Genomic DNA, 18,759 nt, shown 5'->3' with positions numbered 1-18,759 from the left:
TCCACACCAAAGCCCCGGCCGCGAAGATCGCGGCCGGGGCTTTGGGTCACCCAGGATCGAACGGGATCAGCTGGTCGTGACGGCGGTGTCGTCGACGACGAAGCTGGTCTGGAGCGAGGAGTCCTCGACACCGCTGAACTTCAGGGTGACGGTCGAGCCCGCGTAGGAGCTCAGGTCGAAGGACTTCTGGGCGTAGCCGGAGGCGGCGTTGAGGTTCGAGTACGTCGCCAGGGTGGTCGAACCGGCGCTGACCGTCAGCTTGTCGTACGCGGTGGAGCCGGTCTCCGCGGTGTCGATGTGCAGGTAGAAGGTGAAGGTCGCCTTGCAGCCGCTCGGCACGGTCACCGACTGGGAGAGCGTGTCGGTGTGCGAGGAGCCGTAGCCGTCCAGCCAGGCGTAGTACGAACCGCCGTGCGCCGACTCGCTGGTGGAGTTGGTGATGACTCCGCTGGACGCGGTCCAAGTGGTGTTGCCCGACTCGAAGCCGGGGTTGCCGAGGAGCTGAGCGGAGGTGCAGGTGCCGCCGCCGGAACCGACCGTCCAGCTGAAGGAGGTCGAGCCGGAGGCGCCGGTGGAGTCCTTGGCCGTGACGGTGACCTGGTAGGTGCCGGCGGTGGACGCCGTACCGGAGATCAGGCCGCTGGAGCTGCTGATGGACAGCCCGGTCGGAAGGCCGCTCGCGCTGTAGGTGAGCGTCGCGCCCGCGCTGTCGCTCGCGCTGATCTGCAGGCTGACCGAGCTGCCGGTCGTCGTCGACTGGCTGCCCGGGTTGGTGACGGTCACCGTGTTGCCGGAGGTGCTGCCCGAGGTGAAGGCGGTGGTGCCGTTCGGGGTGCCCCAGCCGGTCGGGCCGTCGTAGCCGGTCTCGGCGGTGCAGAAGTACGCCGTGGAGCAGGAGCCGTTGCTGCCGCTGGTCACGTCGTACAGGTTGCCGGTGTGGCTGTAGGGGTACTTCGCCGGGTAGTCGCCGGAGCCGGGGGTACCGGCCAGGGCGTAGACGCCTGCGATGATCGGCGACGAGGCGCTGGTGCCGCCGTAGACCGCCCAGCCGGAGCCGCCGTAGGTGTCGTAGACCGCCACTCCGGTGGCCGGGTCGGCGACCGCGGAGACGTCGGCCTCCATGCGCTTGCTGCAGCCGCTGTCGGTCTGCCAGCTCGGCTTCGGGTCGTAGGCGGAGCAGCCGGAGCCGGTGCCCTCGGTGGAGCTGGTGTGCCACACCGACTCGGTCCAGCCGCGGGAGTTGGAGGACGTGGACAGGGCCGTACCGCCGACCGCCGTCACGTACTGCGAGGTCGCCGGGTACTCGGCGCCGTAGGCGGAGTCACCGGCGGAGACGGTGATCGCGACACCCGGGTGCTTGAAGTACGAGGTGTCCTCGCTGGTCTGGGTCGAGGACTCGGAGCCGCCCCAGCTGTTGGAGACGAACTTGGCGCCGAGCGAGACGGCCTCGTTCTCGGCGATGCCGAGGTCGGTGTCGTTCGCGGAGTTCGCCTCGACCAGGATGATGTTGCAGTTCGGGCAGACCGCGCTGACCATGTCGATGTCCAGCGCCTCCTCACCCGCCCAGCCGGTGTCGTTGGTGGGCAGCGAGGTGGTGGAGCCGGTCTGGCTGACCTGCTTGAAGCAGCCGTTGGCCTTGGTGCAGGAGGACAGACCGTACGTCGAGCGGTAAGTGGCCAGGTCCGACTCGGCGTTGGGGTCGTTGTAGGCGTCCACCACGGCAACCGTCAGGCCGGAGCCGCCCGTCGAGGGCAGGTTGTAGGCGCTGTGGAGGTTGGCCGGGGAGAGGCCGGAGGGCGCGGCGGCGGCGACCGCGGAGGCCAGCCGCTGCTTGATGTCGGTACGGCGCTGGGCGAAGCAGGACGCGTGACCCGGGGCGGCGGTGGCACACAGGTGCGTGGTCGGCACCTTCTGGCCGGCCTTGCCGGTCGAGTGGAACGTCTGCCGCTCGGGGGAGGTGAGGGCCTTGGCGTTCTGGGCGGCCCGGGTGGTGTGCGTGGCCACGGGTGCCGCGTGCGCCGGTGCGGCCACGAGGCCGGCGAGGCCGAGAGCGAGGGCGGGTATGGCGGTGGCCAGGAGTCTTCGCAGGCTCCGTCTGGGCTTCTCACGCATGGGGGTACTGCCTCCGTCGTTGGAGTGGGGTTCTCGACGCTGGTGGCAGGCCTGTGACGCGCGTAGCGGCGGCGGGGCGCGATGCCGTCATGGGCATGACACTTCGAACGTCCTGTGCCGGCGTTGTGTGTACATGGCAGGACGGCCAGAAAGTAGCCGGAGGCGGGGAGCCCGGAACAGATGGGCCGAAAGAACTTTGCCGCTCCGTGGGAGGTCCATGGCCGTCCGATGGAGGCCCTATGGACGCTCCATGGACGAGTCCGGGCGGGGCCAGTCCAGCACGGTCAGCTCCGGCCACTGCGTCAGCCAGCGTGCCGACTTGGTTTCGTATACGGACCGTGGTGCGAGGACGGGGTTGGGCCGTACGACGAGATGGAAGACGTCGGAGAGCCCGTGCGGTGCGTAGACCCGCCACCGGCCGCCGGCCTCCAGCCGTACACCCAGGCAGCAGGTCGTGGCGGCGAAGCTGTCGATCGCCGCCTCGCTCGACTCGTACGGCGGGCACGGCACCCCGAACCTGTCCTGGTACCAGAGGTGCACGCGTGCCTCGTTGCGGATCTCGACCTCGGCCGGGAGATCCGCGAAGACCTCCCGGCCGGCCTTGATCACGGCGTCCTCGGCCTCCCAGGACAGATCTTCGGCGTCGAAGTAGAAGACGTCGTAGTCCTTGATGCCGGCGGTGGGGGGCCGGTCGGTGACGACGTTCCAGACGGTCTGGAAGAGGCACCCGGCGGTGAGATACCAGCCGGGCAGCGCCATCGTCGCGGCCCGCTCCAGCACCTCGGTCAGGATGCTGTTGCGGGACAACACCGCGCGCAGGGAATCGAGTTGGTCATCGAGAGGGAGACGGCCGATCACCCTCCTGGCTTACCACAGGCGGGCCTGCCGCAGCCGGGAGCCGTCAGAAGTCCTCGTCGAGGTCCACCGTCCCCTCCACCGCCACCTGGTATGCCGAAGGGCGGCGTTCGAAGAAGTTGGTCAGTTCCTGGACGCCCTGCAGCTCCATGAAGGAGAACGGGTTCTCGGAGCCGTAGACCGGGGCGAAGCCGAGGCGGGTGAGGCGTTGGTCGGCGACGCACTCCAGGTACTGGCGCATCGACTCGGTGTTCATGCCGGGCAGGCCGTCCCCGCACAGGTCGCGCCCGAACTGCAGCTCGGCCTCGACGGCTTCCCGCAGCATGTCCGTCACCTGCTGTTCGAGCCGGTCGTCGAAGAGCTCCGGTTCCTCCTTGCGGACGGTGTCCACCACGTCGAACGCGAAGGACATGTGCATCGTCTCGTCGCGGAACACCCAGTTGGTGCCCGTGGCCAGGCCGTGCAGCAGGCCCCGGCTGCGGAACCAGTAGACGTATGCGAAGGCCCCGTAGAAGAACAGGCCCTCGATGCAGGCGGCGAAGCAGATCAGGTTGAGCAGGAAGCGGCGGCGGTCGGCCTTGGACTCCAGGCGGTCGAGATTGTCCACCGAGTCCATCCACTTGAAGCAGAACTGGGCCTTCTCGCGGATGGAGGGGATGTTCTCGACGGCCGCGAAGGCGGCGGCGCGGTCCTCCGGGTCGGGGAGGTAGGTGTCCAGGAGGGTGAGATAGAACTGGACGTGCACGGCCTCCTCGAACAGCTGGCGGCTCAGATAGAGCCGTGCCTCGGGGGAGTTGATGTGCTTGTACAGGGTCAGGACCAGGTTGTTCGCCACGATCGAGTCACCCGTCGCGAAGAAGGCGACCAGGCGGCCGATCAGGTGCTGCTCGGCGGGCGTGAGCTTCGCGAGGTCGGCGACGTCCGAGTGGAGGTCGACCTCCTCCACGGTCCAGGTGTTCTTGATGGCGTCCCGGTAGCGCTCGTAGAAGTCCGGGTAGCGCATGGGGCGCAGGGTCAGCTCGAAGCCCGGGTCGAGGAGATTGGCGTTACGGGTGGTCATCACTGGCAGGCCTCGCAGGACTCGGGGTTTTCCAGGGAGCAGGCGACGGCCTCGGGGTCGGCCGCCTGCTGGACGGGGACGGTGGCCCGGGCGGCGCGGGCGATACGGGTCGCCGGGCGGGAGCGCAGGTAGTACGTGGTCTTCAGGCCCTGTTTCCAGGCGTACGCGTACATCGAGGAGAGCTTGCCGATGGTCGGCGTCTCCAGGAACAGGTTCAGGGACTGGGACTGGTCCAGGAACGGCGTGCGGGCCGCCGCCATGTCGATCAGGCCGCGCTGCGGGATCTCCCACGCCGTGCGGTACAGGGCGCGTACGTCCGCCGGGATCCAGGCGAGGTCCTGCACGGAGCCGTTCGCCTCGCGCAGGGCCTCGCGGGTGCGGGCGTCCCAGACGCCGAGCTCCTTGAGGTCCTTCACCAGATAGGAGTTGACCTGGAGGAACTCGCCGGAGAGGGTCTCGCGCTTGAAGAGGTTGGAGACCTGCGGCTCGATGCACTCGTACACGCCCGCGATCGACGCGATGGTGGCGGTGGGGGCGATCGCGAGGAGGAGCGAGTTGCGCATGCCGACGGTCGCGATGCGCTCCCTCAGGGCCGCCCAGCGCTCCGGCCAGGTGAGCTCGGTGTCGTAGTGGTCGGGGTGCAGGACGCCGCGGGCCGTGCGGGTCTTCTCCCAGGCCGGCAGCGGGCCGCTCCGCTCGGCGAGGTCGGCGGACGCCTCGTACGCGGCGAGCATGATGCGCTCGGCGATCCGGGTGGACAGGGCCCCCGCCTCGGGCGAGTCGAAGGGCAGGCGCAGCTTGAAGAAGACGTCCTGGAGGCCCATCGCGCCCAGGCCCACGGGGCGCCAGCGGGCGTTCGAGCGGCCTGCCTGCTCGGTGGGGTAGAAGTTGATGTCGACCACGCGGTCCAGGAAGGTCACGGCCGTGCGGACCGTCTCGTCCAGCCGCTCCCAGTCGATGTCCCCACCGGTCACGAACGCACCGAGGTTGACCGAACCCAGGTTGCAGACCGCGGTCTCGCCGTCGTCCGTGACCTCCAGGATCTCCGTGCAGAGGTTGGAGGAGTGGACGACATGGCCCGGCTCGGCCGTCTGGTTGGCGGTGCGGTTGGCGGCGTCCTTGAAGGTCATCCAGCCGTTGCCGGTCTGGGCGAGGGTGCGCATCATGCGGCCGTAGAGGTCACGGGCCGGGATGGTCTTCTTCGCCAGCCCCGCCTCCTCCGCCCTGCGGTACGCGGCGTCGAACTCCTCGCCCCACAGGTCCACCAGCTCCGGCACGTCCGCCGGGGAGAACAGGGACCACTGCCCGTCGGCGTTCACGCGGCGCATGAACTCGTCCGGGACCCAGTGCGCGAGGTTCAGGTTGTGCGTACGCCGGGCGTCCTCACCGGTGTTGTCGCGCAGCTCAAGGAACTCCTCGATGTCGGAGTGCCAGGTCTCCAGGTAGACGGCGGCCGCGCCCTTGCGGCGGCCGCCCTGGTTCACGGCGGCGACCGAGGCGTCGAGGGTCTTCAGGAACGGGACGATGCCGTTGGAGTGGCCGTTGGTGCCGCGGATGAGGGAGCCGCGGGCGCGGATGCGGCTGTACGACAGGCCGATGCCGCCGGCGTGCTTCGAGAGGCGGGCGACCTGGTGGTAGCGGTCGTAGATGGAGTCCAGCTCGTCGAGCGGGGAGTCGAGGAGGTAGCAGGACGACATCTGGGGGTGCCGGGTGCCGGAGTTGAAGAGGGTGGGGGAGGAGGGGAGGTATTCGAGGCGGCTCATCAGGCCGTAGAGCGCGGCGACTTCGTCCAGGGCGCGGACGGTGTCGTCCTCCGCGAGGCCTGCGGCGACGCGCAGCATGAAGTGCTGCGGTGTCTCGATGACCTTGCGGGTGAGGGGGTGCCGGAGCAGGTAGCGGCTGTGGAGCGTGCGCAGTCCGAAGTAGCCGAAGCGGTCGTCGGCCTCCGGGGCGATCAGCGCGTCGAGGCGGTGCGCGTGGACCCGTACGAACTCGGCGGTGCGGTCGGCGATCAGCCCCTCCCGGTGGCCCACGGCGACGGATTCCGTGAACGACGTGACGCCCTGCGAGGCGGCCTCCGCGGCGATGCCGATCGTCAGCAGCCTGGCCGCCAGCCTGCTGTACGCGGGGTCCTCGGAGATGAGGCCGGCGGCCGCCTCCGTGGCCAGTTCGCGCAGCTCCGTCTCGTCCGCACGGGCGGACCGGCCGCGCAGCGACGCGGCGGCGACCCGGCCGGGGTCGGCGTCGGGGAGGTCGGCGGTCAGCTCGGTCAGGGTCCGCAGCAGCGCGGCTCCCAGGCCGTCGTCGGCCACTGCGGCGCTGGCTGAAACCGGGTCTGCTGGCGCGATGGTCACGTGAGGCTCTCCCTCGCTCGGCACGGGGGCCTTGCGGAGGGCAGGGGGCAGTCACGAGCGCACACGGCGTCGCGTCCACCGGCCCACTCCACGAGGCCCGGACGTCGAAGCACCCGGGCCGGATGGGCCGGGCACACCGTCGGCAGGTCCTCGGACTGACGCCCATATGTGCGCGAACACGTATGGGTACACCGTTGCGGGACAGTTCCGGACTCACACCGGATTCCCCTGCGGCGACAGCGAGCATGAGCATACATCTTGTGCCGGGTTTCGGTTGCACCCCCAGATGTTGTGTCGCAGCGACTTCGGAGCGTGTTCTTTCATCAGGATCGACCCGGCGGTCCTCCGCATTGGGCCGTTGTCGGCCGTCGGGAGGCCGGCGCGAACACGCGGATGCCACTCGTGTGCGGCAGGGCCGTGGAGAAGCCGATCGTCTTTCGGCCGGAGGGGGCGGTTGTGGGGACGCGGGGCCCAGTCAACGGCCCCTGCCCCGCTACCGCTTCAGCGCTGTGCAGTCGACAGCGTCAACTCATAGGCGATCAGCGTGAAGTCGACTCCAGGGATGGGGTTCCAGTCACGCTCGGGGGCGCGGACGAATCCGGCGCGCTCGTAGATGCGATGGGCGGCGTGCATGACCGGCTGGGTGCACAGGACGACGCCGGTGCGCTCCGCGGCTCTTGCCCGGTCGACACAGGCGCGCACGAGGGCCTCTCCGGCGCCTCGGCCGCGGGCTGCCGGGTCGACGGCCAGCATGCGTATCTCGGCCTCTCCCGGGCCGGCCAGATCCGCCATGGGGCCGCCGGACGGGACGTAGGTGACGCCGCCGATCGGCCGGCCGCCCAGGTCGGCCACCAGCACCTCGGCCGCCGCCGCCCGCTTGGCGACGTCCCTCAACTCGGCGAGGTACCAGTCGCTTTCGCCGAAGGAGAGCAGGCCGTCCTGGAGATAGGCCTGGGCGGTGATCTCGCCGAGGGCCTCGTACTCACCGGGTTGCGCCTGCCTGATCACGATGTCCATGGTCCCGAGTCTGCCGGACGGGTACGACAACGGGCCGCCGGATTTCTCCGACGGCCCGCTCATCGCCGTAACCGCTAGTGGGACGCGCCCGCGGTCGCCGGCGGCAGTTCCACCTGGACGCCCGGGTCGCCCGCGTCGGCCGTGTAGTCGTCCGGCTTCGTCTCGTCGACGCCCTCCGGGGCCTTCAGGGCCTTCAGCACGAAGGTCAGGACCACCGTCACCAGCACGTTCAGGACGAACGCCGTGAGGCCGATGTAGCCCATCTCGCCGAGGCCCGGGATGCTCGCGTTGGAGCCGCCGAAGTGCTTCTGGCCCGGGTTGGTCGGGGAGGCGACGCCGTACGCGGCGAGGGTGCCGTAGACCATGCCGACCGCCCAGCCGGCGAGCAGCGCCCAGCGGTGGAACCAGCGCGTGAACAGGCCGCCGACCAGGGCCGGGAAGGTCTGCAGGATCCAGATGCCGCCCAGCAGTTGGAAGTTGATCGCAACCGTCTTGTCCATCGTCAGGACGAAGACCAGCGCGCCCACCTTCACCAGCAGCGAGACCAGCTTGGAGACCTTGGTCTCCTGCTCCGCCGTCGCGTCCGGCTTGATGAAGTCCTTGTAGATGTTGCGGGTGAAGAGGTTCGCGGCCGCGATCGACATGATCGCCGCCGGGACGAGGGCGCCGATGCCGATGGCGGCGAAGGCCACGCCCGCGAACCAGCTCGGGAACATGTCCTCGAACAGCTGCGGGATCGCCAGCTGACCGTTGGTGACCTTCACCCCCGCCGCGATCGCCATGAAGCCGAGCAGCGCGAGCAGGCCCAGCATCAGCGAGTACAGCGGCAGGATCGTGGTGTTGCGGCGGATCACGTCACGGCTCTTCGAGGACAGCGTCGCGGTGATCGAGTGCGGGTACATGAACAGCGCGAGCGCGGAGCCCAACGCCAGCGTGGCGTAGGTCCACTGGTTCGCCTCGGCCGGAACCAGCGCCCCGCGCGGCTTCCCCGTCGTCGGGTTGGTCGCGCTGAAGGCCTCGCCCGCCTTGGCGAAGATGTGGTCGAACCCGCCCAGCCTGATCGGAATGTAGATGATCGCGACGGCGATGACGATGTAGATCAGTGCGTCCTTGACGAACGCGATCAGCGCGGGCGCGCGCAGACCCGACGAGTACGTGTACGCCGCCAGCACACCGAAGGCGATCAGCAACGGCAGGTCCTTCACGAACCAGTTGGAGCTCGCGCTGCCGCCGACCCCCATGACGTCGAGGACCGCCTGGATGCCCACCAGCTGCAGCGCGATGTAGGGCATCGTCGCCAGGATGCCGGTCACGGCCACCGCCAGCGACAGCCCCTTCGAGCCGAAGCGGCCGCGCACGAAGTCCGACGTGGTCACGTACCCGTGCCGGTGCGAGACCGACCACAGGCGGGGCAGGAACGTGAAGATCAGCGGATAGACCAGGATCGTGTACGGCACGGCGAAGAATCCGGCCGCGCCCGCCGCGTAGATCGCCGCGGGCACGGCGACGAACGTGTACGCCGTGTACAGGTCACCGCCGAGCAGGAACCAGGTGATCCAGGTGCCGAACGACCGTCCGCCCAGGCCCCATTCGTCGAGGCTCTGCTCGTTCTCGGCCTTGCGCCAGCGCGCGGCCAGGAAGCCCATGACCGTGACGGCCAGGAAGAAGAAGATGAAGACGCCGAGCGCGACGCCGTTCACGCCGTGGTTCATTCCGACGCACCGCCCTTGTGCGCGGCGCGGGCGCGCTGGTCACGCTGCCACAGTTTGTACGCCGTCATGGTCAGCGCCGTGGAGATCAGCACCCACAGCATCTGGTACCAGTAGAAGAACGGGATGCCGCCGAGCGCCGGGTCCGTCTTGGCGTAGGAGCCGACCCAGAGCATCGCCACGAAGGGCGCCACGAGACAGAGGGCGATGACCACGCGGACCGGTGTCACCACCGGTGGTCTCGCCTCGGACACATCTGACATACCGGCTCCGTCCCCTCACTGATCACCTGTACTGATCACCTGTGTAATGCGCAGGCAATCTAGGTCACGGTGTCGCGAGAGCGGAAGACCTCGTCCGCATATCGGTATGTCGATTCCGTGAAAGCCCGACATCGCTGTCAGCAGCAGCGGAATCCCTGGCGCGGGTCCTCCTCCTGACGCTCCGTCCGCATCCGCTCGAACTCACGCCGGGACGGTACCTGTGCGCCCGGATGCGTCTTGCGCAGATGCGCGACATAACGGTCGTACGCCGACTCGTCCGTCAGCTCCCGCACATACCAGCGCACCCCCCTAATCGCCCGGCGCAGCAGTACCGACGACCGCACGGCGCTCCTCCTCCTTCTCCTGACGGGTCGGGACCAGCCCGGCCGGGGCGGTGATCCTGGACTCGACGTACGGCGACTCGCTCAGCGAGGAGAGCGCCGGCCGGCGGATGTGCCGGACGCAGACCCGCAGGGCGTCCGCGATCACCACGACGATCAGGACGGCCAGGACCGCCGAAAGGACGCCGTCCACCGTGGAGTTGGTGACCACGGTGTGCATGTCGTCCATGTTCTTGGCGGGCGGCAGCACCTTCCCGGCGTCGATCGCGTCCTGGAACACGGACCGCTGCTTGAAGAAGCCGACCTTGGGGTCGCCGGAGAACACCTTCTGGTAGCTCGCCGTCAAGGTCACGGTGGCGTCCCAGGCCAGCGGAACGCCGGTGATCCAGGCCCACTTCAGGCGCCCCGACTTCACCAGCAGGGTCGTGCAGACGGCCAGCGCGACCGCCGCCAACAGCTGGTTGGAGATGCCGAAGATCGGGAACAGCTGGTTGATGCCGCCGAGGGGCTCGTGCACGCCCACCCAGAGGAAGTACCCCCACAGTGCGCACACGGCGGCGCTGGTGATGGCCAGGCCCGGCTTCCAGCTCACGTTCCTGAACGGCCGGACGACGTTGCCCAGCATGTCCTGCAGCATGAACCGGCCCACCCGCGTACCGGCGTCCAGCGCCGTCAGGATGAACAGCGCCTCGAACATGATCGCGAAGTGGTACCAGAAGGCCCTCAGGCTCCCGCCGGTGACCTTGGAGAAGATCTCCGAGACACCGATGGCCAGCGTGGGTGCGCCGCCGGTACGGGAGAGCAGGGTGGACTCCTCGACGTTCTTCGCGGCCTGGGCGAGGTCGGCCGGGGAGATGTGGTAGCCCCAGCCGGTCACCACCTGTGAGGCGGTCTGCACGGTGGTGCCGATCGCTCCGGACGGGGCGTTCATCGCGAAGTACAGCCCCGGGTCGATGATGCTCGCCGCGACCAGAGCCATGATCGCGACCGACGACTCCATCAGCATGGAGCCGTAGCCGATCATCCGGATCTGCGTCTCCTTCTGGATCATCTTCGGCGTGGTGCCGGAGGAGATGAGCGAGTGGAAGCCGGACAGCGCCCCGCAGGCGATGGTGATGAAGACGAAGGGGAACAGGGATCCCGCGAAGACCGGGCCGTCGCCGCGGGAGGCGAAGTCCGTCACCGCGTCCATCTTCAGCGTCGGCAACGCGACGACCACGCCCAGCGCGAGCAGCGCGATCGTGCCGATCTTCATGAAGGTGGACAGGTAGTCGCGGGGCGCGAGCAGCATCCACACCGGCAGGATCGAGGCGATGAAGCCGTACGCCACCAGCCAGACGACCAGCGTCGAGGGCGCGAGGGTGAAGGTGCCGGCCCACGAGGACTCGGCGACCCAGCGGCCCGCGACCAGCGCGAGCAGCAGCAGGGCCACGCCGATCAGGGAGACCTCGGCGACCCGGCCGGGGCGAAGCACCCGCAGATAGAAGCCCATCAGCAGGGCGATCGGGATGGTCATCGCGATGGAGAAGGTGCCCCACGGCGAGGCGGCGAGCGCGTTCACGATGACCAGCGCCAGCACCCCGAGCAGGATGATCATGATGGCGAAGGCGGCGATCAGCGCGGCCGCACCGCCGAAGGGGCCGATCTCCTCCCGGGCCATCTGGCCGAGCGAACGCCCGTCCCTGCGCGTGGAGAAGAACAGCACCACCATGTCCTGGACCGCGCCCGCGAAGACCACCCCGGCGATGATCCAGATCGTGCCGGGCAGATAGCCCATCTGCGCGGCCAGCACCGGCCCGACCAGGGGTCCGGCGCCGGCGATCGCCGCGAAGTGGTGGCCGAGCAGGACGCGGCGGTCGGTGGGGTGGAAGTCGATGCCGTTGTCGAGGCGTTCGGCCGGGGTGGCCCGGGTGCCGTCGACCTTGAGCACCTTGTGCGCGACGAACTTCGCGTAGAAGCGGTAGGCGATCGCGTACGAGCCGAGGGCTGCCGCGACCATCCAGGCGGCCGAGACGCTCTCGCCCCGGGAGAGCGCGAGCACGGACCAGCCCGCCGCTGAGACCAGGGCGACGAGGGTCCAGATGACGATGGAGCGGACGTTCGCGGTACGCACGAGGCGGTCCTCCCGTCCAGACGGAGTCGGGAGGACCGTAGAACAGGAGTCGCGCAAGCGCTACACCGCGTGCGGTGGCGCTCCGCTGGGGGGCGCGGTGAGGCTGTCTTGTGTCTGCGGCGCCGTCGTGGTTGGTCGCGCAGTTCCCCGCGCCCCTTTGGGGCGCCTAGTCAGCCGGCCGCTTCAGCCGTGCCACGAACTTGTAGCGGTCCCCCCGGTACACCGACCGCACCCACTCCACCGGTTCGCCCGTCTTGTCGTAGGAGTGGCGGGAGAGCATCAGCATCGGCAGGCCCACGTCCGTGCCGAGCAGGCCCGCCTCGCGCGGGGTGGCCAGTGACGTCTCGATGGTCTCCTCCGCCTCGGCGAGATGGACGTCGTAGACCTCGGCCAACGCCGTGTAGAGGGACGTGTACTTCACCAGCGAGCGGCGCAGCGCCGGGAAGCGCTTCGCGCTCAGGTGGGTCGTCTCGATGGCCATCGGCTCGGCGTTGGCCATGCGGAGGCGCTCGATGCGCAGCACCCGGCCGCCGGCCGTGATGTCGAGGAGCTCGGCGAGGCGGTCGTCGGCGGTGATGTAGCCGATGTCCAGCAGCTGCGAGGTCGGCTCCAGGCCCTGGGCGCGCATGTCCTCGGTGTACGAGGTGAGTTGGAGCGCCTGGGACACCTTCGGCTTGGCGACGAAGGTGCCCTTGCCCTGGATGCGTTCGAGGCGGCCCTCGACGACCAGCTCCTGCAGCGCCTGCCGCACCGTCGTGCGCGAGGTGTCGAACTCGGCGGCGAGGGTGCGCTCGGGCGGTACCGGAGTGCCGGGCGACTGCGTCTCCGTCATGTCGAGCAGATGTTTCTTCAGGCGGTAGTACTTGGGCACGCGCGCGGTACGGACACCTGCCCCGCCCTCGGTCTCCGCACTGCTGACGTCGCTGCTCATGCTCTGCCTTCCCGGCTCCGGATGCGGGTCACTTCGTGATCCCTTCTGTATACCGTCGCCAGCTCATTTGGTCTAGTCCACGGAGGGCCAAGTGGTCTAGCGGACGAGAGTACTCCGGCATCGCTGATTTCGCTGCCTTCTTACTTAAAGGTTCTTGCATATGTAGGTCGCATAACGGCTGGTCAGAGGCGTTTCGAGCACTCTTGACAGGCTTCGTGGTCTGGTCCAAGCTCCCGGTACTGGTCTACACCATTGGTTCAGGTCCCGGCGCATGAGCGGGGAGGTGTGGGCATCCCTGAGGAGGGTGGCGTGAAGCGCAAGCTCATAGCCGCGATCGGTATCGCGGGCATGATGGTCTCCATCGCGGCATGTGGCAGCAGCGACGGCAAGGGTTCTTCCAACAGCGGCGCGGACGCCAAGGAGCTGACTGTCTGGCTCACCGTCGACGCCCAGAACAACTGGCCGAACCTGGTGAAGGCCGCCGACGCGGCCGTTCAGAAGAAGCACCCCGGCATCAAGATCAACCACGAGTACTACGGCTGGCCGGACAAGAACACCAAGCTCGACGCGGTCCTCGCCACCGACAAGGCCCCCGACGTGGTCGAGATGGGCAACACCGAGATGCTGGGCTACATGGTCAAGGGCGCCTTCGCCCCCCTGGACCCGGCGAAGTTCAGCAACTCCGCCGCCTGGCTGGACGGCCTCAAGGCCTCGGTGACGTACGGCGGCAAGACCTACGGCGTGCCGTACTACGCGGGCGGCCGGGTCGCCAACTGGCGCAAGGACGTCTTCGCCTCGGCGGGCGTCAAGTCCACGCCGAAGACGTACGCGGAGCTCACCGCCGACCTCGACAAGGTGCAGCAGAAGGAGGGGAACAAGTTCTCCGCCTGGTACCAGCCCACCCGTGACTGGTACGCGGCCATGTCCTTCGTCTACGACGCCGGCGGCTCCATCGCCAAGCAGGAGGGCGGCCAGTGGAAGGCCAACCTCTCCTCGCCCGAGTCCGTCAAGGGCCTCACCGAGTTCAAGAACGTCATCGACAAGTACATGCACGGTGACAAGACCAAGGACGAGTCCGACCGTTACATCGTCTACGGCCAGGGCAAGTCCGGCATGATCTTCGGTGCCGCCTGGGAGGGCGCGACCTCCGCCGACCCGAAGAACGACAAGACCGGCAAGCTCAAGAACAACCTCGAGAACTTCGTGATGCCGGGCCCGTCCGGCAAGAACCTCCCGGTCTTCCTGGGCGGCTCCGACCTCGCCGTCCCGGTCAAGTCCAAGGCACAGGCCCTCGCCGCCGAGTGGATCGACGCGTTCACCGGTCCCGCCGGCCAGAAGGGCCTGATGGCCAAGGGCAATCTGCCCAACAACAAGACCGACCTCGCGACGCTGAAGAACGACCCCGCGACGGCGGTCCCGGCCACCGCCGCCGAGTCCAACTGGTTCGTCCCCATGGCACCCGGCTGGGGCCAGGTCGAGAAGGCGCAGGTCCTGCAGACCATGCTGCAGGACATCGGCACCGGCAAGAAGTCGGTCGAGGCCGCCGCCAAGGACGCGGACGCCGCGATCGACAAGGTCATCAACACCAAGTGACCTGCAAGCGGGGTTCCGCCCGGGCGGAATCCCGCTCTCCGTACGACCTGAGGGACCGCTGAGGAGCGCGCGATGAGTGCCGCAGACACGACCACCCCTGCCAAGGTGCCGCCACCGCGGCAGGCGCCGCCACCGCCGCCGGTCGCCGGGAAACCACGCAGAGCCCGGACTTCGGGCGGTGCGGCCACCCCGTGGCTGCTGCTCGCCCCCTGTCTGCTGATCCTGGCACTGGTCCTCGGCTATCCGCTGGTCCGCCTGGTCACCCTGTCCTTCCAGAAGTTCGGACAGTCCCAGCTGTGGGGCTTCCAGCCCGCCGACTGGGTCGGGTTCGCCAACTTCACCGGAGTGCTGGGCGACGGCGAGTTCTGGCAGGTGGTGCTCCGCACGATCCTCTTCGCGGGCGGCTCGGTCGTCTTCACGATGGTGCTGGGCATGCTGATCGCCCTGCTCCTGCAGCGGGTCTCCGGCTGGGTGAAGACGCTGGTCAACATCGTGCTGGTGGCCAGCTGGGGCATGCCCATCATCGTCGCCACCACCGTCTTCAAGTGGCTGTTCGACGCCGACTACGGCATTCTCAACGCCCTGCTCAGCAAGCTGCCCGGCGTGGACCTCGTCGGCCACAACTGGTTCGCCAGCGGGCCGCAGGGCCTCGCCGTGATCATGCTGCTGGTGGTCTGGGGAGCCGTCCCCTTCGTGGTCATCACCCTCAGCGCCGGCCTCACCCAGGTCCCCGCCGAACTGGAGGAGGCGGCCCGCCTGGACGGCGCGGGCTCCTGGGGCGTCTTCCGGTACGTCACCCTGCCCATCCTCAAGCCGATCATCGTGATGCTCACGACCCTGTCGGTCATCTGGGACATGGGCGTCTTCCCACAGGTCTTCGTGATGCGCAACGGCCATCCCGAGCAGGAGTTCCAGCTCCTGACCACCTACTCGTACGACCGTGCCTTCGTGGTCAACGACTATGCGCAGGGCTCCGCGATCGCCCTGATCACCGTGGTGCTGCTGCTCGGCGTGGTCGCCGTGTACATGCGCCAGATGCTGAAGATCGGAGAGGTCGAATGACCGTCATGAACGCCGTGGCGACAACGGGCGCCGGCTCGCGGCCCCGCAGGTCCAAGCTCGGCTGGAACCTCCTCGGTCTCCTGGTCTTCCTCACCGCCGGCTTCCCCGTCTACTGGATGCTCAACACGGCCGTCAAACCGGCCAAGGACACCATCGACCCCGACCCGAGCCTGTTCCCGACCGGCTTCACCCTCGACAACTTCCGCCGGGCGCTGGACATCGCGGACTTCTGGGGCCCGGTCGGCCGCAGCCTGATCGTCTCCCTCTCGGTGGTGGCGATCGGCATCGTCGTCGGCATGCTGGCGGCGCTCGCCATCTCCCGGTTCGCCTTCCGCGGCCGCAAGATCGTGATCGTCGGCATCCTCGCGGTCCAGATGGTCCCGCTGGTCGCCATGATCATCCCGATCTTCCTGCTCCTCAACGACCTGGAGCAGTACGACAAGCTCTCGGGCCTGATCATCACGTATCTGACCTTCATCCTCCCCTTCACGGTGTGGACGCTGCGCGGCTTCATCGTCAACATCCCCAAGGAGCTGGAAGAGGCGGCGATGGTCGACGGCTGCAGCCGCACGGGCGCCTTCGTCCGGGTCGTCTTCCCGCTCCTGGCCCCCGGCATGGTCGCGACCTCGGTCTACGGCTTCATCCAGGCCTGGAACGAGTACCTCTACGCCCTGATGCTGCTCAGCCAGCAACACCAGACCGCGACCGTCTGGCTCGGCAACTTCACCACCAAGCACGGCACCGAATACGCGCCGATGATGGCCGGAGCCACGATGATGGCCCTGCCGATCGTCGCCCTGTTCCTCCTCGTCCAGCGCAAGATGGCCGCGGGCCTGACCGCCGGCGCAGTGAAGGGATAACGCCACCCGATGACGACATTCGCCAGCGGTACCGACACTCTCACGCGCGACGCCCTGACGGTCCTGCAGCCGGGCTTCACGGGCACCACCGCCCCCGACTGGCTGCTGCGCCGGCTGGGCGAAGGCCTCGCCTCGGTCGGCCTGTTCGGCCGCAACATCGCCTCGCCCGAACAACTCGCCTCCCTCACGGCCCAGTTGCGCGCCGAACGTGACGACGTCCTCGTCGCCATCGACGAGGAGGGCGGCGACGTGACCCGCCTGGAGGTGCGCACCGGTTCCTCCTTCCCCGGCAACAACGCCCTGGGGGCGGTCGACGACGTCGAGCTGACCCGGGACGTGGCCGCCGAACTCGGCCGCCGCCTCGCCGCCTGCGGGGTCAACCTCAACTGGGCCCCGTCGGCCGACGTGAACTCCAACCCGTCCAACCCGGTGATCGGCGTCCGCTCCTTCGGCGCCGACACCGGCCTGGTCGCCCGGCACACCGCCGCCTATGTCACCGGCCTGCAGTCCGCCGGGGTCGCCGCCTGCACCAAGCACTTCCCGGGCCACGGCGACACGGCCGTCGACTCCCACCACGCGCTGCCGCGCATCGACGTGGACACATCGGTGCTCCAGTCCCGCGAACTGACCCCGTTCCGCGCGGCGATCGCGGCCGGCACCCGCGCCATGATGAGCGCACACATCCTGATCCCCGCCCTGGACCCGGACCGGCCGGCGACCCTCTCGCCGCGCGCGCTCACGGAGTTGCTGCGCGGCGAACTCGGCTACGACGGCCTCATCGTCACCGACGGCATGGAGATGCAGGCCATCGCCGGTACGTACGGCATCGAGCGCGGAAGCGTCCTGGCCGTGGCCGCGGGCGCCGACGCGATCTGCGTGGGCGGCGGCCTCGCCGACGACGAGACGGTACGGCGGCTGCGCGACGCCCTCGTCTCGGCGGTCCGCGCCGGCGAACTCCCCGAGGAACGCCTGGCGGACGCGGCGGAACGGGTCCGGGCGCTGGCCCGCTGGACCGCCGCCGCGGCGGCAGCGGACACGGAACGCACCCCCGACAGCGAAGTGGGCCTCCGCGCGGCCCGCCGCGCCCTGAGGACGACCGCGGCAGGGCCCTTCACCCCGCTCACCGAACCGCCCTACGTCGCCGCCCTCACCCCCGTCGCCAACATCGCGGTCGGCGACGAGACCCCCTGGGGCGTCGCGGCGGAACTCTTCCGCCTCCTGCCCGGCACGGAGACCGGCAGCTTCGCCGGCGAGGACGCGGGTGGCACCGCCCTGGCCGCGGCCGGCCCCCGCCGCATCGTGGCCGTGGTCCGCGACGAACACCGCCACCCCTGGATGGCATCCGCCCTGGACACCCTCCTGTCGGCCCGCCCCGACACCATCGTGGTCGAAATGGGCCTCCCCCAGGCCACTCCCCGAGGCGCCCTCCACATCGCCACTCACGGCGCGGCCCGGGTGTGCGGGCGAGCGGCGGCGGAGGTGATTGCGGGGGTGTAGTCCCCACGGCACGACGGGCGCCGGTCTCCTTCAAGGGGACCGGCGCCCGCCGTCTTTCAGGGGCGCGGGGCTGCATCGATGTGCGGCTCCGCCGCGTGGGCGCGACCAGCCACGAACGGTCCGCACCCCGCAGAAGACCGAACCCGGCAGACGAAACCCGCCCTAAATCCCCTGCCAGTCCGGCTTGTTGGCGAACGTGTGGCGGAAGTACTCCGCAAACTTCAGCTTGGAAGCCGCCCCTTCGTCGACGACAACCGTCGCATGCGGATGCAGCTGCAACGCCGAAGCAGGACACACCGCAGCCACCGGCCCCTCCACCGTGGCGGCGACCGCGTCGGCCTTGCCCTCCCCGGTAGCCAGCAGCACCAGATGCCGCGCCTCCAGAATCGTCCCGATCCCCTGGGTGATCACGTGATGCGGCACCTGCCCGATGTCCCCGTCGAAGAACCGCGCATTGTCCACCCGGGTCTGCTCGGTCAGCGTCTTGATCCGGGTCCGCGAGGCCAACGAGGAGCACGGCTCGTTGAACCCGATGTGCCCGTCGGTCCCGATCCCGAGCAACTGCAGATCCACCCCGCCGGCCTCGGCCAACGCCCTGTCGTACGCGGCGCACGCCAACTGCACGTCCTCGGCCGTCCCGTCGGGCCCCATGAACGCGTCCATCCCGATCCCGAGCGGCTCCAGCACCTCACGCGCCAGCACCGAACGGTACGACTCGGGATGCTCGGCCGGCAGCCCCACGTACTCGTCGAGCTGAGCGATCCGCGCCCGCGAGGCGTCCACGGCACCGGAGCGCACCTTGGCCGCGAGCGCCTGGTAGATGGGCAGCGGGGTGGAGCCGGTGGCCACGCCGAGCAGCGCCGCGGGCTTGCGCCTCAGGAGCTGCGCCATGGCCTCGGCGATGAGCTCGCCGCCCGACTTGGCGTCCGGAACTATGACAACTTCCACGCTGGCCTGCCGATCTGAAGAAAGGGTCCGAAGAGGGGGGCTCA

Annotated in this window: 15 protein-coding genes and 1 riboswitch; of the genes, 4 read left to right on the top strand and 11 right to left on the bottom strand. The window is 69.1% G+C overall.

The annotated features are described in order from the left end of the window. Positions 1–66: 66 nt before the first annotated feature. The 10 genes from ABD355_RS36810 to ABD355_RS36765 form a co-directional block, all read right to left on the bottom strand. Positions 67–2,112 carry a S53 family peptidase gene (locus ABD355_RS36810; RefSeq protein WP_344405369.1) on the bottom strand — a complete coding sequence of 682 codons (2,046 nt, stop codon included), beginning with the start codon at positions 2,110–2,112 and terminating at the stop codon, positions 67–69. Between the two features lie 237 nt (positions 2,113–2,349). Next, the gene (locus tag ABD355_RS36805; protein ID WP_344405368.1) at positions 2,350–2,970 is read right to left on the bottom strand and encodes a nucleotidyltransferase family protein; all 621 of its coding nucleotides are present in this window, start codon (positions 2,968–2,970) and stop codon (positions 2,350–2,352) included. A 43-nt stretch (positions 2,971–3,013) separates the two neighbouring features. After that, complete coding sequence (locus tag ABD355_RS36800) at positions 3,014–4,027, bottom strand: ribonucleotide-diphosphate reductase subunit beta (RefSeq protein ID WP_344405366.1); 1,014 nt, start codon at positions 4,025–4,027, stop codon at positions 3,014–3,016. Continuing rightward, positions 4,027–6,381, bottom strand: coding sequence for a ribonucleoside-diphosphate reductase subunit alpha (locus tag ABD355_RS36795; RefSeq protein ID WP_344405365.1), 2,355 nt, complete (start codon positions 6,379–6,381; stop codon positions 4,027–4,029). Before ABD355_RS36795 ends, ABD355_RS36800 begins: the two co-directional genes overlap by 1 nt. A 124-nt stretch (positions 6,382–6,505) precedes the next feature. Beyond that, positions 6,506–6,634, bottom strand: a riboswitch (cobalamin riboswitch). A gap of 248 nt (positions 6,635–6,882) precedes the next feature. After that, a complete protein-coding gene (locus ABD355_RS36790; protein ID WP_344405364.1) occupies positions 6,883–7,398 on the bottom strand; it encodes a GNAT family N-acetyltransferase in 516 nt (171 codons plus the stop codon). A 74-nt stretch (positions 7,399–7,472) separates the two neighbouring features. Next, positions 7,473–9,110, bottom strand: a complete 1,638-nt coding sequence (gene mctP / locus ABD355_RS36785) for a monocarboxylate uptake permease MctP (protein WP_344405363.1) — start codon at positions 9,108–9,110, stop codon at positions 7,473–7,475. Continuing rightward, a complete protein-coding gene (locus ABD355_RS36780) occupies positions 9,107–9,370 on the bottom strand; it encodes a DUF3311 domain-containing protein (protein ID WP_344405362.1) in 264 nt (87 codons plus the stop codon). Before ABD355_RS36780 ends, mctP begins: the two co-directional genes overlap by 4 nt. Before the next feature lie 137 nt (positions 9,371–9,507). Then, positions 9,508–9,714, bottom strand: a complete 207-nt coding sequence (locus tag ABD355_RS36775; RefSeq protein WP_344405360.1) for a YbdD/YjiX family protein — start codon at positions 9,712–9,714, stop codon at positions 9,508–9,510. Next, positions 9,680–11,824: a carbon starvation CstA family protein gene (locus tag ABD355_RS36770; RefSeq protein WP_344405359.1), complete on the bottom strand. Its 2,145-nt coding sequence runs from the start codon at positions 11,822–11,824 to the stop codon at positions 9,680–9,682. Before ABD355_RS36770 ends, ABD355_RS36775 begins: the two co-directional genes overlap by 35 nt. Before the next feature lie 166 nt (positions 11,825–11,990). After that, the gene (locus ABD355_RS36765; RefSeq protein ID WP_030929017.1) at positions 11,991–12,755 is read right to left on the bottom strand and encodes a GntR family transcriptional regulator; all 765 of its coding nucleotides are present in this window, start codon (positions 12,753–12,755) and stop codon (positions 11,991–11,993) included. Between the two features lie 309 nt (positions 12,756–13,064). On the opposite strand from ABD355_RS36765, the gene ABD355_RS36760 reads away from it, so the two are divergent. From ABD355_RS36760 to ABD355_RS36745, 4 genes are all read left to right on the top strand, one after another. Then, positions 13,065–14,348: an extracellular solute-binding protein gene (locus tag ABD355_RS36760; protein ID WP_344405357.1), complete on the top strand. Its 1,284-nt coding sequence runs from the start codon at positions 13,065–13,067 to the stop codon at positions 14,346–14,348. A 72-nt stretch (positions 14,349–14,420) separates the two neighbouring features. Beyond that, the gene (locus tag ABD355_RS36755; RefSeq protein WP_344405356.1) at positions 14,421–15,410 is read left to right on the top strand and encodes a carbohydrate ABC transporter permease; all 990 of its coding nucleotides are present in this window, start codon (positions 14,421–14,423) and stop codon (positions 15,408–15,410) included. Between the two features lie 5 nt (positions 15,411–15,415). Beyond that, positions 15,416–16,270, top strand: coding sequence for a carbohydrate ABC transporter permease (locus tag ABD355_RS36750; protein ID WP_344405590.1), 855 nt, complete (start codon positions 15,416–15,418; stop codon positions 16,268–16,270). A gap of 9 nt (positions 16,271–16,279) precedes the next feature. Next, entirely contained in the window at positions 16,280–17,767 is a 1,488-nt protein-coding gene (locus ABD355_RS36745) for a glycoside hydrolase family 3 protein (protein ID WP_344405355.1), read from the top strand. Positions 17,768–17,929: 162 nt separating this feature from the next. On the opposite strand, the gene nagB is transcribed toward ABD355_RS36745, so the two are convergent. Then, positions 17,930–18,715: a glucosamine-6-phosphate deaminase gene (gene nagB / locus ABD355_RS36740; protein ID WP_344405354.1), complete on the bottom strand. Its 786-nt coding sequence runs from the start codon at positions 18,713–18,715 to the stop codon at positions 17,930–17,932. Positions 18,716–18,759: the final 44 nt, after the last annotated feature.

The organism is Streptomyces longisporus, assembly GCF_039532765.1.
Taxonomy (GTDB): domain Bacteria; phylum Actinomycetota; class Actinomycetes; order Streptomycetales; family Streptomycetaceae; genus Streptomyces; species Streptomyces longisporus.
This window is presented reverse-complemented; position numbering and strand designations above follow the sequence as displayed.

Excerpts from the sequence above, each read along its gene's own strand:
- ABD355_RS36745 (WP_344405355.1), top strand. The coding sequence starts at position 16,280 with ATGACGACATTCGCCAGCGGTACCGACACTCTCACGCGCGACGCCCTG.
- ABD355_RS36755 (WP_344405356.1), top strand. The coding sequence starts at position 14,421 with ATGAGTGCCGCAGACACGACCACCCCTGCCAAGGTGCCGCCACCGCGG.
- ABD355_RS36750 (WP_344405590.1), top strand. The coding sequence starts at position 15,416 with ATGAACGCCGTGGCGACAACGGGCGCCGGCTCGCGGCCCCGCAGGTCC.
- mctP (WP_344405363.1), bottom strand. The coding sequence starts at position 9,110 with ATGAACCACGGCGTGAACGGCGTCGCGCTCGGCGTCTTCATCTTCTTC.
- ABD355_RS36800 (WP_344405366.1), bottom strand. The coding sequence starts at position 4,027 with ATGACCACCCGTAACGCCAATCTCCTCGACCCGGGCTTCGAGCTGACC.
- ABD355_RS36780 (WP_344405362.1), bottom strand. The coding sequence starts at position 9,370 with ATGTCAGATGTGTCCGAGGCGAGACCACCGGTGGTGACACCGGTCCGC.
- ABD355_RS36765 (WP_030929017.1), bottom strand. The coding sequence starts at position 12,755 with ATGAGCAGCGACGTCAGCAGTGCGGAGACCGAGGGCGGGGCAGGTGTC.
- ABD355_RS36810 (WP_344405369.1), bottom strand. The coding sequence starts at position 2,112 with ATGCGTGAGAAGCCCAGACGGAGCCTGCGAAGACTCCTGGCCACCGCC.
- ABD355_RS36790 (WP_344405364.1), bottom strand. The coding sequence starts at position 7,398 with ATGGACATCGTGATCAGGCAGGCGCAACCCGGTGAGTACGAGGCCCTC.